Below are 12,877 nucleotides of genomic sequence, written 5' to 3'. Positions count from 1 at the left end.
GGACTCCGTTGAAAACAAGCATCGCGGACTCGCGCCGCCGGGCGGCAGAGCCCATTGGCACCGCTGAGGCCCATTGGCACCGCTGAGGTGATTTCTCGCTATCGCAGCGAACTGCCTCGCCGGTTCTTCCCGGACGGCGAGCACGTGCGTTCGGTGGTGGTTTCACCTCGGCATGCGGGTAACCCGGTGGCTTGCGGTATCCGACTCGAGGAGGCTGCGATGAACGAACGTGCATGGGAGCGCGTCGGAGCGACGAGCGGTTTGGCGGCGGCAGTGTTGCTGCTGGCCAGCTTGTTCCTCAACCCGTCGGCACCGACCGGTGAAGAACCGGTCCTGACCTTTTTCTACGTGGCCGCGAACTGGGTGACTGTGTCGCTGGCAGCTCTGTTCGGGACGCTCGCGGCGGTGGTGTTCCTGTGGTTCGTCGGGCACCTGCGCCATCTGTTGCAGCGCGCCGAGGGCGGCGCTGAGGCGTTCTCGCCGGTGGTGTTCGCCGCGGGTGTCGTGCTGTCGACGACGACGGCGCTAAGCATGCTCCCGGTGATCGCGCTGGCCTCGATGAGCCGGGACGTGACGACCGCGAGCCAGTCGTCGGTGTTCGTGCTCTCCGAGTTGCACCGGCTGTCGCTCGGTCCTATCGGCCTGCTGGTGGCGTTGTTCGCCTCGACGACCGGGGCCGCGATGGTGCGCCGCGAGCTGCTCGCTCCGTGGGTCGGGTGGTTCGGCTTCGTGGTGGCGCTAATCGGGTTGATCGCTGGTGTCACGGCCTTCTTCCTGACCGGCCCGTTCGTCATGGTCGCCGCCATGGTCACCGGCGTGGCGTTCGCGGTTTGGATCGGCGATGCCGCGGTGCTGATGCTGTACCGGCCGGAGGTCGACCGTGTCCGAACCCCGGGAACGGCGTTCGCGCACTGATCACCGAAGCCGCGGAGCGGCTTGCGGTACGTCATCGGGCGGTTCCGTGCACCTCCTCGCGGCATTGGCAGCTCGGGCAACTGGGGGTTTCCCCCGCGGTGCCGCGCATCCCCTGCTTGCGCCGGTACATGTCCTGGTCCGCATCGTGCAGGAGCGCCGCCGGCTGGGTGGCCGGATCGGCGGTTGTGGCCAGCCCGACGCTGGCCCGGATCCGCAGGCGGTAGTCGGGCGTCTCTCGTTCGGTCCGCAGGCGCTGGGCGACGTGGTCCCGGAACTCCTCGGCTGCCCGGACGTCTGGATGCGTGCTGACGACGGCGAATTCGTCGCCGCCGACCCGGGCCACGGTGTCCCCTGGGCGAGCCGCGTTCAGCAGCTCGTCGGCGATAGTGGTGAGGAGCAGATCGCCTGCGGCGTGCCCGTAGGTGTCGTTGACCGGCTTCAGCTCGTCGAGGTCCGCGACGAGCACGGCGACCACGCCGCCGGCCCGTTCGAGTTCTGCGAGGACGTGCGCCAGGCGGTCGGCGAGCAGGGCCCGGTTGGCCAGCCCGGTCAGCGGGTCGTGCAGCGCGAGGTGGGCGAGGTGGGCGTCGGTGACGCAGCGTTCGCTGAGCTCCTCGCACTGGCTGACCAGGTACGCCGGGCGGTCATCGGCGCCGGTGACCACGCTGGTCCGGACCAGCACCCAGATCGGGTGACCATCCTTGTGCCGGTAGCGCTTCTTCAGGCTGACGGTGGGCAGCTTGCCTTCGACCAGGTCGGCCAGCGCCGCGGAACCGTGTTTCTGGTCCTGGGCGTAGGTGACGTCGGAGTAGCGCATCCCCAGCATCTCGTGCCTGCTGTACCCGAGCAGGTCGCACCATGCGTCGTTGACATCGGTCCAGCGGCCGTCGAGGTCCAGCAGCGCCATGCCGATGGGGGCGTTGGCGAACACCCGGCACCAGAGGACGTTGGTCTCCGGATGGTCTGCGATCTCGTGGAACTGCGAGAGCAGCAAACCCGGTTCGCCGTCCGGATCGAGGATCGGTGAGGTGCTTTGGCGCATCCACAAGGTGCTCGCGTCGGACCGTCTGAAGCGCCGATCGACCACCGCTCCGTCGCCTCGAACCTCTCCGACGGTGAAGTCGTCGAGCGGGCGGTCGAGCAGGCTGTCCCGCCCGTACCCGAGCACCGCGCAGAGCGCCTCGTTGGCGTGCACGAAGTGACCGCACGGGTCCAGCAAGGCCATCGGGGACGCGGCACGATCCAACAGCAGCTGCCACTGTGAGGACGAATTGGTCAACTCGCATTCGGAAGTTCGCATCATGCTCCCGTGGAAAGGTTCTGCCGACGTCCGGCCCTGGCACGGGAATTGCCAACCGGTGCTCGCCGCGTGGTGGTGCCCGCGAAGTCGGTGGCATACGCTGCCGGAAATGCATGCACAACCCCGTGGGGGCTTGCTGCTCGGCTCGAAATGATCTTCGCCGATCGGGGGCGAACGTGTCGCGACCTGCGGTTGGAAACATTCCCGTTGACACGACCAGCTTCGTCGGCCGGAGTCGTGAACTGTCCGAAGCGAAGTCGATGCTGGCCCGCTCGCGGCTCGTGACGCTCATCGGCGTAGGTGGTGTCGGCAAGACGAGGCTGGCCCTGCGGGTGGCCGCCAGCCTGCCCCGGGCCTTCCCGGACGGGGTGTGGCTGGTCGACCTCACCAAGATGTCTGGCCCGCAGCTGCTGACTCGGACCGTGGCCGAGGCCGTGGAGATCCGCGAATCCTCGCGCCGCAATCCGCTCGTCCTGCTCGCCGAGCATTTCCGGGACAGGCGTGCGCTGCTGGTGCTGGACAACTGCGAATCCATGTCCCAGGAGTGCGCCGGGATGGCAAACGCACTGCTGAAGGAGGCACCGAAGCTGCGCATCCTGGCGACGAGCCGGCAGCGGCTGAACATCGCGGCGGAGGCGCTCATGCACGTCCCCCCGTTGTCCGAAGAGATCGCAGCCGAGCTGATGATCGCAGTGCGCACGGCGGAAAGTCATGTCGAACGCATATTCGCCAAACGCGGCGTCACCTCCCGCGCCCAGGTCGCGACATGGATCATCGAGCACGCGAGGGTCTCCGAGGACTGACCTCGTTCTCGCGCCAGATGCCAGGTGTCGCGGGCGGGCAGCGTTGTCGGGTTGTCGGTGGTCGTTGAACAGGGACATGTCGACCTCGAGCATCGGGGAATCGGGGACGATCGATCCACCATGCGCGAAGTCGCGGCGAAAAACGGCGTAAGAACTACCGACTTCCATACCTAGATTTGCCGTGCGATCGTCGCCGGGACGTTCGGCCGACTCCACATTCGGCCGCAAAAGCAGCAACTGCGACTCCTCCAGGCACACCTGGAACATGCGACACCAAACGGACGAACCGCGGATTTACCCTAGGTGCGCTTGCAGCGTAAGAACACCCGGGCTGGTAATGGTTTTCTCGAAATTATCGCTTTTTCCAGACCGGTGCCGAATTTCTCGTGGGGGGTCGGCAATGCTGATCAAGGTGAACGAGAACAGGTCTCTCGGCAGGAAATCCAGCGGAACGAGGCGAGCATTGCTGGGCGTGCTGCTCGGCGTGGTCGTGTTGGTCGCGGCCGTCTGCACCGGGGCTTCGGCTGCGGCATCCCCGGCGCCGACGGCGCACGCGGGCGGCGGCGGGCCGCACCTCGTGGTCGTCAAGATGGTCGAATTCCGGCTCTTGCAGCCGGCTTTCCTGCCGCCGGGGCAATACACGTTCCGGGCCGTCAACGACGGGCGGGCCCCGCACGCCCTGCAGATCAGCGGGCCAGGGGTCACGAACGCGCGTACTCCCGTCGTCCAGGCGGGCCAAGCGGCGGATCTCAACGTGACATTGCGTCGCGGCGTATACGATTTCTGGTGCCCAGTCGGCAACCACCGGCAGATGGGGATGCAGCTCGACGTCTACGTCGGCTGATCCGATTTCGTCCTAATTGGACGTACTCGGGCTCCTCCGGCGACGTCGGGCGGGCCCGGATCGGATTTGCTAGCCAGGTGAGTTGACCAGTGCCGCATTGGGCAGAGCTCGGCGGAGTTCCCGGCGCGAACCGATGGCGAGCCTTGGTGAACACCTTGCGCAGGTGCCATTCGACGGTGCGGGGGCTGAGGAACAATTGGGCGCCGATCTCCGGGTTCGTGTGGCCGTCGCGGGCCAACCGGGCGATCTGCGCCTCCTGCGCGGTCAGCACCACCAACGTCTGCGGCGTGGCTCGATGCACGGTTTCGCCGGAGACCACGAGTTCCCGGCGAGCGCGCTCGGCGAACGCCTCGGCACCGATGCGGCTGAACATGTCGTGGGCGCAACGGAGTTGTTCGCGTGCTTCCAGCCGCCGGTTCTCCCGACGCAGCCATTCGCCGTGCAGGAGATGGGCGCGGGCATGCTGCACGGCGGCATGGCTGTGTGCGAGCCGTTCCGTGGCCTCCCGGTACAGCGCCCCGGCTTGCTCGCCCGTGCTCAGCAACGCCCGTGAACGAGCCTCGATCCCTAAAGCCCAATCCGTGCCGCACGCGCCAGTTCGCTCTTGAAGCCGCCGGAGCCCGTCGGCGGCGACGTCGCGGTGCCCGCTCCGGACGCCCGCTTCGACCAGCTCACCCAGGGCCCACCAGTAGACGCTCAGCTGGTCGCGCTGGCACGCTCGGTCGGCGGCGGCGAACGCCCTCTGGTAGTCGCCGAGGCCGTTGTAGAGCAGCGCGGTCGCGTAGTCGGCCATGGTGATCGCCCGGCCTTCACCCCTGGCGTCCGCATCCCGCGCGCTGGTCTCAATCAGCTCCAATGCCGGGCCTTCGCGGCCGCGGGTCGCAGTGAGCGTCATCGCTGCGTAGCGGTGGGGCGCATTGCCGGCTGCCTGGGCGATCGCGTCAGCCTCGTCGAGCATCTCCGACGCCACGTCGAGCTCGCCGGCATGCACGTGCGCGCCGGCGCAGTAGCTGAGCGCGGTAGCGAGCGCGGTGAGCGCGCCGGTGTCGCGAGCGCGGCTGAGTCCGCGCGTGGCGAGCTCGTGCCATGCCTCGTCGTCGCACAGATCCGTGGCGACGCGGCACACCAGCCCGCCCCAGCGCAGGTCTGCTGCGCTGGGCGGATCGCTCAGGCGGAACGCCTGCACCGCGCGTTGCAACTGCGGCGCTCCGGCGGCGAAACCTTCGGTGAACCGCACGGCCAGGCCGTCCAGCATGAGGTCTATCGGTCGCGGCGGCTGCGGGGCGGGTGGCGCGGGCCTAGCGGCCTCGGCAGCTCTCAGTGCATCGTCGCCGTCCCCGATGCGGCCCGTGAAGATCGCCGCCTCAAGTGCTTCGAGGTAGGTTTCGCGCGCCAGCGCGACGTCGAGCGGTTCAAGGCGCTCGGCAGCCCTCAGCAGCAGCGGCGGAGCGTTGCGGCCCCGGTTGACCGCGAGCGCGATTTCGGCGCGCAGCAAGTCGGCGCGCGCGTGCTGGAGCTCATCGAGCGGTGCCGCTTCCGCGATTGCCAGCAGCCCGAGCGAGGCGTCGGGAGCACCGGCGTCCAGCTTCGTCTGCGCGGCGGCCAACGCACGCGTGCCTCTGCGAGCCGGCTGCGGCGTCAGCTCGGTCGCCTTCGCCAAGAACGCGGCTGCCGCCGCGATGCCGCCGCGATTCTGCGCCCGGTCGGCCGAGCGTTCCAGCTCTCCGGCCACCATCTCGTCGGGCCCCTGGGCCGCGCGGGCGCGGTGCCACGCTCGCCGGTCGGGCTCCACCTCCGGATCGGTCACCTCCGAAAGAGCGCGGTGCACCTGCTGGCGCTCCTGCGGTGGTGCCGACCGGTAGGCGGCCGAACGCACCAGCGGATGCCGGAACCGCACCTGGGCGCCGATTTCGATCAGCCCGGCGGCCTCGGCGGGAGCCGCAGCATCGGCCGCGATCCCGAGCCGCGCGACCGCCCGCCACAGCAGACCGGCGTCGCCGGAGGGATCCGCGGCAGCGGTCAGCAGCAGCCGCCGGGTGTCGGCCGGAACGGACTGGAGCCGGCGGGTGAAGCACCGCTCGACGCAACCGGCCACGGGCCCGGGGCTGGGGAGTCCGAACCCGCCGGCCAGCTCGGCCGGGGTGAACGCCCGAGGCAACTCCAGCAGGGCCAGCGGATTGCCCCGGGTCTCGGCGATGATCCGGTCCCGCACCTGCTCGTCCAGCCGCCCGTGGATCACCGAAGCCAGCAGCTGGGCCGCGTCGGCATCGGCGAGCCCCGTGATGGCGAGTCCCGCCAGGTCGCGCAGCTCGTGGTCGTCGGTGGGCTCGCACACCGCGAAAACGACTGCGACGGGTTCGGCCAGCAAGCGGCGCGCCGCGAACGCCATGGCCTGGACCGAGGCCCGGTCCAGCCACTGCGCATCGTCGACGAGGCAGACGAGTGGCCGCTCGGCGGCAGTCTCCGAGAGCAACGTCAAGACCGCCAAACCCACCAGGAACCGATCGGGAGCGCCGCCTTCGTGCAGGCCGAAGGCGACGCGCAGCGCGTCCCGCTGCGGTTCGGGCAGCCGATCCAGTCGGTCGAGCATCGGCGCGCACAGCTGGTGCAGACCGGCGAACGCGAGCTCCATCTCCGACTCCACACCCACGACTTGGGCGAGGTGGCAGCCCGATGCACGCTCGCGCACGTAGTCCAGCAACGCCGTCTTGCCAGTGCCGGGCTCGCCGCGAAGCACCAACGCGGAACTCTGCCCAGTCCGGACTCGCGCCAACAGGCGATCCAACACGTCGCACTCGCGGTCTCGACCGCGCAGCCCGGCCCCGGCACGGCTGCCGGAAATAGCCATGCCCGATGGTAGAGGCGTTGCCCCCTCGATTCGCAACTCCTCTGGAACGCCTGCGCCTCCCGAGCGCTTCCGGGCCCCCGGGCTGAATCGCGAACCTCGTTGGTGCGCCCGGGGAATCGCCAGGGAGGGGGCCCGGGTCTTTCCCTGGCGCAATGTGGGTGCGACTAGAGAAAACTCGGTCCAGTGGGAAGCCGGTGGCTGTCCACGATCCGCGGAAATGGACCAGGGACTTAGGGAGCACATCTCCGCGCACGAAGCCAGGAGGACATCTAAATGCGGACAGCGGTACGAGCATTGGCCGGTCTCGCGTTGGCACTGCCCCTCGCACTCGGAGTTGTCGACGCCGGATCCGCCGCCGCGAGCGGCACGGCGAGTCTGGTGGCGGTGCGCCACTCGGGCGACACCGGAAACCACACCTCCAACAGCGACGGGAAAGCCAGCCAGAGCAGCACCAGTAGCAGTAGCAACCGGAACAAGAGCACCAACAATTCCACCGACCAGTCCGTCGGCGGGAACGAAGTGACGGTGACGCCGGGGTGGCCGCTCGCCGCGTACGGATGGTAGTGACCCTCCAGCTCGATCCAGGCGGTGATCCAGGCCGCCCAACCGGACTGATCTGTCACGCCGAACCCGCGCAGGCCCGGGCCTGATCCCTGCGTCACGTTGCGGCGACCGTGACGGCGAGGCCGATCATCGCCAGCCCGCCGGTCGCGCCGACGAGGGCCAGTCGCTGCGGTGAGCGGGCGAACCAGTTCCGCGCGGCGGCCGCGGCGAGCCCCCAAATGCTGTCGGAAGCCCCCCCGATGACGTTGAACACCAGGCCGAGCAGCAGCATCTGGATCGCGACGTGCCCCTGATAGCGGTCGACGAACTGCGGTAGCACGGCGGTGAGCAGCCCGTAACCGGCGAGGACGCGACTCAGGCAGAAGAGCGCGAAGTTGTCTCCGAACCCTTCCGGCGTCACCCGCCGGTGCGCCTGGAAGAAGCTGGCGCACAGGACAGCCCGTCGATGTTCGGGTGCGACTCGGTCAACTCGTGGACGATCCGCCGGTTCTCGGACACCAGGCTTGGGTCCGCGTGCACGAAGGAGGCCGGAGCAGGCCGTTCGGGCACGGTCCTGACGTTGATGATCGCCGAAGGGCAGTTGGGAGCCGCAGCGGTCGGAGTGATTTGCGCTGGAAACCGGTGGATGCCCGGAGGAGGGGGCGTTGCTGTTGACATTGCCCGTCCGGGGACGAGACTGGACGCGTGGTCAAGACGCTGCACCCGCAGAACTACAACGACGTTTACTACGTCGGTGATTACTTCCGCCAAGGCGTGCCTGTGGTGATGGACCTGACGAGCTTGTCGAAGGCGGAGGCGGTGCGGCTCATCGACTTCGCATCAGGCATGGTCATCGGGCGGGGCGGTACCATCGACCGGGTGGCCCCCAAGGTCTTCCTGCTGACACCGCCGGGGGTCGAGGCCGGAGAGGTTCGGCCGGATCCGGCGGGCGTTCCCACCTGACGGGCACGAGAAGCGCCGGCCCCCGGGGGGTTCCCGCGGACCCCGCGAGGTTCGTCGGTCCCGACCGGAACCGCGGTGCTCAGCCGCAGATCGCCGACGGAACGTCCGGTCTCGGCGGTGTAGGAGCCGGGGGACCAGTTGCCAGCCGTCTGCCTGCTCGTCCCAGATCCCGGCGGCGCGGCACGGCGGACCTGACCTCGGCGGCACAACCTGTTCGTCACGCCAGCCGGATCGTTGCCAGCGACTGACCAACACCGGGAGCGATCCGGCTTACGGGCCGGTGCAGCGTCCTGTCCCGGAAAAGGGCCAATATTCGGTTGACAGGCATGCCACCCTCGACGTTTGTGAACGAGCACAACGTTGCCACAATTCGAAACCTGGCAGGCTTGGCCACACCGATGGCTCTGCGTGTCGCGGTAACACTGGGCCTGCCGGACCGGCTGCGTGGTGATGGCGCCGCCGTCGAGCAAGTCGCGACCGAGCTCAACGTGTCACCGGTGGCGCTCGAACTCCTTTTAGGTCATCTTGCGGCCCTCGGAATCATCGAGCGTGCATCCACGGGCTACCGGAATACCGACTACGGAGCGACGCTCTGCAGCGACGCCGGCAACGGCTTGACCAACTTCCTGCACCTGGACATGGCCGGCGGCCGCGCCGAGCTGGCGTTCGTCGAACTCCTGTACAGCGTCACCACCGGCGACGCGGGCTACTCACGCCGCTACGGACGGGATTTTTGGGCCGACCTAGCCCGATATCCTCGCCTGCGCGAGTCGTTCGACCAGCAAATGACGCATCGATTCCGCGAACAGATCCCGCAGATCGTCGGCGGCTACGACTGGGGCCGCTTCTCCACCATCGTTGACGTCGGGGGCGGTCACGGTACCCTCCTCGCCGCGATTCTGGCCGCTCATCCTCGGGTCCGCGGCCACCTGGTCGACCTCGAACCCACCGCGACCGAGGCCGGCCGCACCTTCGGCGCGCACCATGTCGAGGACCGAGCCCAAGTGACCGCGGGTAGCTTCTTCGACCCTCTTCCAGAAGGGGCGCAAGCCTACTTGTTGTGCGACATCCTGCACGATTGGGGCGATGAACACGCGCACCGGATCCTTGGCCGTTGCGTTGAGGCCGTCCGCCCCACTGGCCGTGTTCTGGTCATCGAACCGGTCGGCGGACGACGCGCCGAAACCGAGTTCGATCTGGCCATGCTCGTGATCTTCGGCGGTCGCGAACGCCGGGTCGACGAGTTTCGCACGCTCGCATCGGCCCACGGACTGGTCCTCGACACCGTGACCGACCTGACTGACCAGCGCTGCCTTCTGGAGTTTCGTCTTGCGGACCCCAGCTGACCCTCGACCCCAGCGGACGGTGCTTAACCGTTCCTGGAGCTTGAGCGGGAGTGAGTCCTCGACCAGTGTGTTAATGGTTTTTCCATCTTCACGTTCGATCATCCTCGGCACCGGGATCATCGCCATCGCACTGCCGGTCCCGGCAAGGCAGTCCGGCGGGCGGTGCTGGCCTGCGAGGTCAACGCTTTTCGTTAAAGCTCCCCGCCTCGAACTCACGCTGCTCGCGAGCGCCTGGTCGGTCGGAACTGTCCTTTTCCTGGGACTGTGCCGTGCGGGGCGGCAGGAACGGGGCCGCACCGAAGGGCATTTGGGACTGGGACTCGTAGGATGCCTGGGCCGACGCCGAGCCGGGTACCGCCGATCCCGCCTGGGGCACCTGCGACGGTGCATGGGCCTGCGACGACGGCAGGTGCGGCAACGGGGACGCACCCCCTGCGTACGACGCTTGGGCGGCTGCGCTAAAGGACGCCTGGGGCGTTCCCGAGTCGGGCAGTGCCTGGGTCTGCGCGACGCCGGACACGCTCGACGGCTGGCCCGGGTTCCCGACCGATCCGACCGCGGGCGTCGGCTTCCCGGACGTTTCGGTGCTCGCCTGACAGCGCTCGCTGATCTGCGCGATCTTGTCGGTCACCTTCGCCACGGCCTGCGCCGTCGAGTTGACGTGCGTCATCAGGTTCTGGCTGCTGGACAACAGGTTCTGCATGTGCCCGAGGATCCGCCCGCCGTATTCGACGGCGACCTGCACGGCTTGCGGGATCGCGGCCGCGATGCTCGCGCCGAAGGTCGCCTGGGCCGCGGCGAGGGCCTGGTTGATGATCATGATGATCTTCGCGGTCGCCTCGTTGACCAGGGTCGTGACCTCTTGGAGCGTCTTCGCGACCGCCTCGCCCGCGCCGGCTGCCGCTTCGGCCAACGCGACGCTCGCCTGGCCGAGCCCGTTGATCCCGTCCACCAGCTCCGCGCCGGTCTTCAGGTACTCCGAAGCCGCAGCACCCGACCATCGGCTGGTCTGCGAGCCGGCCGATTCCCGATACGAGTCGGAGATCGAGGAAACGACGTGTCCGGCGGCCTGGAAGCCCTGGGAGCCCGACGAGATCGAACTCGGGTCACCGGCAAGCTGCTGCAGCGGTTCCGCCAGGAACGACACGGCTTCCGTGATGAAGCCGAAACCGGCCGCGGACAGCGCCGACAGCGGGTCGGGCACCGAGGCGATGATTTGCAGCCCCGGGCTCGCACCGCCGAAGTCACCGGACAGCCAGGCCTTGCCCTGCACCGCCTGCGTGGTCGACTTCAGGTCGTCGACGACCTGGGACATGCTCGACTGCCCCAGATCCGGCTGGTTCGTCGCAACTGTGGTCACCGCGAGTCCTTCCCGAGCAGCAGAGCGGCGTTGTGCTCATCAGAGCGCTGGTAGTCCTCGGCGGTCCGCACGAGCGCCGCGCTCACATCGTCCATAGCCGACGCTGCCAGCGCGATGGCGTCCGTGGCCTGGGTCATGGCGGTGCCCAACCCGGCCGTGAGGAACTGGACAAACGTGCCGAGCGCGTTCTCGGCCGGTTCGCCCGGCAGGCCTCCGCCGGCGGAGGACAGCCCGCTGGCGATGCCGGAGACCGTGTTGGCGTGCTCCCGGATCTGGGCAGGATCGACCTGGAAGTTGTTGGGTGCGCTCATCAGACGATTACCTGCGGGTTCGCGAAGTAGTCCTCGTCGTTGTCGATCGCGCGCGCACCCGACGTCGCGTCGACCCCGGTGGCGGGCGGCATGTTCTGCTTGACGAAATCAAGCGCGGGGCCGTCGCCGACGTAATCGGTCATGATCTCGACGACCTGGGAGCCGACCGAGCGCTGCGCTTCCTGCGCGGTGGCCAGGATGAGCTTCGCGAGCTGCTCGACCTCCATCGCGCGGGCCGTCGGCGTCAGCCGGATGTCCTCCAGCGCTCCGCTGGGGCCGACCTGGACTGCAACTTCGCCGCGTGGGGAAGTAGCGGTGCCGCTCATCCGGCTCAGGGTTTCGCTCGCGGCCTTGGCGTTGGCCGCCGCCCGCGCGAGCTTCTGGTCGTAGCTCGCCAGCCACTGTGCTGCTGAATCCACGGTGTTTCCTCCGACTCGTCCTGAACAGTTCGCGCTACCGCGGCCTGCGTGCGATTCCGGCCAGGTCATCCAGCGCGAACCGGAGGTCGTCCCCTCGCAACGGGTTGATGCTCACCCAGCCGTTGCGGGCGGGGTTGACCCGGACCCGCCCGCGCGGACCGTCCAGCCAGGACAGTTCGGTGCCGGCCCGAACGCTGCCGTCGCCGCCGCGGCGCGTCGCGCCGAGCTGGCCTCGACCGGTCAGCGACGGGAGCAGGCCGGCGAGGTGGTCGAGCACGTCCGGATCACCGCCGCAGTCGCGAACGAGCTCGCGCAGCAGCCTTTCCTTCGCCGCGTCGTCCGCCGCGGCGCTGATCAGGTCCGCCGCGGTCCTGATCGCGCGTTCGGGCAGCGAGATCGGCATCGACCTGGCCGCCGGCACGTCGGGCACCATCGCGAGCAGCGAGTCGGTCAGCGCGTTCGCGACCACCCGGCGGATCCGAACCGGGCTGGCCGGGTCGTTGTCCAGCGGTTGCTCGCAGATCAGCGCCCAGGAGCGGTAGACCATCGCCACGATGGCGGTCGCCCCGTCGCCGTCCACCAGCACGAGGTCGACGGTGCCTCGCTGCTCGCGCAATGCCGTGGCCAACTCGGCCGCGGCGCCGGTCGGTCCGTCCTCGTCGGCGAGACCGCGGGCCTGGAGGGTCTGCCCAGCCGCAGCGAGCAGGACCTCGCGCTCACCGGCGATCCGCCCGAACGACGGCACGCGGAGCGGGAACGGGAAGGGCACGCCGACGTGGGTGGCGATCAGGTCGAGCTCGATCTGTCCGAAGTGGATTCCTTCGGGGGCCCCGCGCCGTGGGGTGCGCGTGGTCACGGCCGTCATCGCGCGGCACCGCCCGTGTTCCGCAGCGCCCGCGCGCTGTCGTCGTCGGTTTGGAGGTATCCGGTGACGGTCGCCTGCAGCGCGGTGCGGAAGCTGTTCAGCTCGGTGTCGGCGGCGCTGATCTCACCGGTGAGCCCGTAGTCGCCGGCTGCCTCGCGCAGCCGATTCGCCAGGTGCAGCGCGGGCGGTGCGGTGCCGAGCATCGGCATCCGCCCGGCCAGCTCGCCGGCGGACGTCACCAGGCCGTTGGTCCGCTCGCCGATCCCGGACAGCGCCGTGACCTGCGACGCGAGGTCTTGCGGCGCGACCTGGTAGCCGCGCCCGGGGTTTCCTTCGGAGGTCAAGGTTCTCGCTCCTGTC

14 protein-coding genes are annotated in these 12,877 nt (G+C 68.9%); 5 read left to right on the top strand and 9 right to left on the bottom strand.

The window, feature by feature from the left end:
• Positions 1 to 219: 219 nt before the first annotated feature.
• On the top strand, positions 220 to 915 hold the full coding sequence (locus ACRXBZ_RS01150) for a hypothetical protein (protein WP_433877359.1): 696 nt from the start codon (positions 220 to 222) through the stop codon (positions 913 to 915).
• 31 nt (positions 916 to 946) lie between these two features.
• Here ACRXBZ_RS01150 and ACRXBZ_RS01145 read toward each other — a convergent pair whose 3' ends face one another.
• The gene (locus ACRXBZ_RS01145; protein ID WP_433877358.1) at positions 947 to 2,215 is read right to left on the bottom strand and encodes a diguanylate cyclase domain-containing protein; all 1,269 of its coding nucleotides are present in this window, start codon (positions 2,213 to 2,215) and stop codon (positions 947 to 949) included.
• Positions 2,216 to 2,391: 176 nt separating this feature from the next.
• Between ACRXBZ_RS01145 and ACRXBZ_RS01140 the strand changes: the two genes are divergently transcribed.
• Positions 2,392 to 3,018, top strand: a complete 627-nt coding sequence (locus ACRXBZ_RS01140) for an ATP-binding protein (RefSeq protein ID WP_433877357.1) — start codon at positions 2,392 to 2,394, stop codon at positions 3,016 to 3,018.
• Between the two features lie 400 nt (positions 3,019 to 3,418).
• Positions 3,419 to 3,862, top strand: a complete 444-nt coding sequence (locus ACRXBZ_RS01135; protein ID WP_433877356.1) for a hypothetical protein — start codon at positions 3,419 to 3,421, stop codon at positions 3,860 to 3,862.
• Here the strand turns inward: ACRXBZ_RS01135 and ACRXBZ_RS01130 are convergent.
• The 3 genes from ACRXBZ_RS01130 to ACRXBZ_RS01120 all read right to left on the bottom strand — a co-directional run bounded on the left by ACRXBZ_RS01130 (position 3,768) and on the right by ACRXBZ_RS01120 (position 7,674).
• Positions 3,768 to 6,710 carry a helix-turn-helix transcriptional regulator gene (locus tag ACRXBZ_RS01130; protein WP_433877355.1) on the bottom strand — a complete coding sequence of 981 codons (2,943 nt, stop codon included), beginning with the start codon at positions 6,708 to 6,710 and terminating at the stop codon, positions 3,768 to 3,770. The genes ACRXBZ_RS01135 and ACRXBZ_RS01130 overlap by 95 nt on opposite strands.
• 269 nt (positions 6,711 to 6,979) lie before the next feature.
• Positions 6,980 to 7,372, bottom strand: coding sequence for a hypothetical protein (locus ACRXBZ_RS01125; protein ID WP_433877354.1), 393 nt, complete (start codon positions 7,370 to 7,372; stop codon positions 6,980 to 6,982).
• Positions 7,369 to 7,674: a hypothetical protein gene (locus tag ACRXBZ_RS01120; protein ID WP_433877353.1), complete on the bottom strand. Its 306-nt coding sequence runs from the start codon at positions 7,672 to 7,674 to the stop codon at positions 7,369 to 7,371. Before ACRXBZ_RS01120 ends, ACRXBZ_RS01125 begins: the two co-directional genes overlap by 4 nt.
• Before the next feature lie 284 nt (positions 7,675 to 7,958).
• Between ACRXBZ_RS01120 and ACRXBZ_RS01115 the strand changes: the two genes are divergently transcribed.
• Positions 7,959 to 8,216, top strand: a complete 258-nt coding sequence (locus ACRXBZ_RS01115; RefSeq protein ID WP_168589024.1) for a cell division protein SepF — start codon at positions 7,959 to 7,961, stop codon at positions 8,214 to 8,216.
• A 326-nt stretch (positions 8,217 to 8,542) separates the two neighbouring features.
• Positions 8,543 to 9,562 carry a methyltransferase gene (locus tag ACRXBZ_RS01110; RefSeq protein ID WP_433877352.1) on the top strand — a complete coding sequence of 340 codons (1,020 nt, stop codon included), beginning with the start codon at positions 8,543 to 8,545 and terminating at the stop codon, positions 9,560 to 9,562.
• Between the two features lie 178 nt (positions 9,563 to 9,740).
• Here ACRXBZ_RS01110 and ACRXBZ_RS01105 read toward each other — a convergent pair whose 3' ends face one another.
• Genes ACRXBZ_RS01105 through ACRXBZ_RS01085 form a run of 5 tightly spaced genes read right to left on the bottom strand, consistent with a single transcriptional unit; the run spans position 9,741 to position 12,861 of the window.
• Positions 9,741 to 10,922 carry a hypothetical protein gene (locus tag ACRXBZ_RS01105; RefSeq protein ID WP_433877351.1) on the bottom strand — a complete coding sequence of 394 codons (1,182 nt, stop codon included), beginning with the start codon at positions 10,920 to 10,922 and terminating at the stop codon, positions 9,741 to 9,743.
• Positions 10,919 to 11,233 (bottom strand): type VII secretion target, encoded by a 315-nt coding sequence (locus ACRXBZ_RS01100; protein WP_433877350.1) that lies wholly within the window; start codon positions 11,231 to 11,233, stop codon positions 10,919 to 10,921. The genes ACRXBZ_RS01105 and ACRXBZ_RS01100 overlap by 4 nt, the downstream gene beginning before the upstream one ends.
• The gene (locus tag ACRXBZ_RS01095; RefSeq protein WP_168589021.1) at positions 11,233 to 11,652 is read right to left on the bottom strand and encodes a YbaB/EbfC family nucleoid-associated protein; all 420 of its coding nucleotides are present in this window, start codon (positions 11,650 to 11,652) and stop codon (positions 11,233 to 11,235) included. Before ACRXBZ_RS01095 ends, ACRXBZ_RS01100 begins: the two co-directional genes overlap by 1 nt.
• 34 nt (positions 11,653 to 11,686) lie before the next feature.
• On the bottom strand, positions 11,687 to 12,517 hold the full coding sequence (locus ACRXBZ_RS01090) for an ESX secretion-associated protein EspG (RefSeq protein ID WP_433877349.1): 831 nt from the start codon (positions 12,515 to 12,517) through the stop codon (positions 11,687 to 11,689).
• Positions 12,514 to 12,861, bottom strand: a complete 348-nt coding sequence (locus tag ACRXBZ_RS01085) for a hypothetical protein (RefSeq protein WP_433877348.1) — start codon at positions 12,859 to 12,861, stop codon at positions 12,514 to 12,516. Before ACRXBZ_RS01085 ends, ACRXBZ_RS01090 begins: the two co-directional genes overlap by 4 nt.
• Between the last annotated feature and the right edge of the window lie 16 nt (positions 12,862 to 12,877).

The organism is Saccharopolyspora hattusasensis (genome assembly GCF_050972075.1).
GTDB lineage: Bacteria > Actinomycetota > Actinomycetes > Mycobacteriales > Pseudonocardiaceae > Saccharopolyspora > Saccharopolyspora hattusasensis.
Note: the sequence above shows the minus strand (reverse complement) of the source record. Positions and strands in the feature narration are given on the sequence as shown.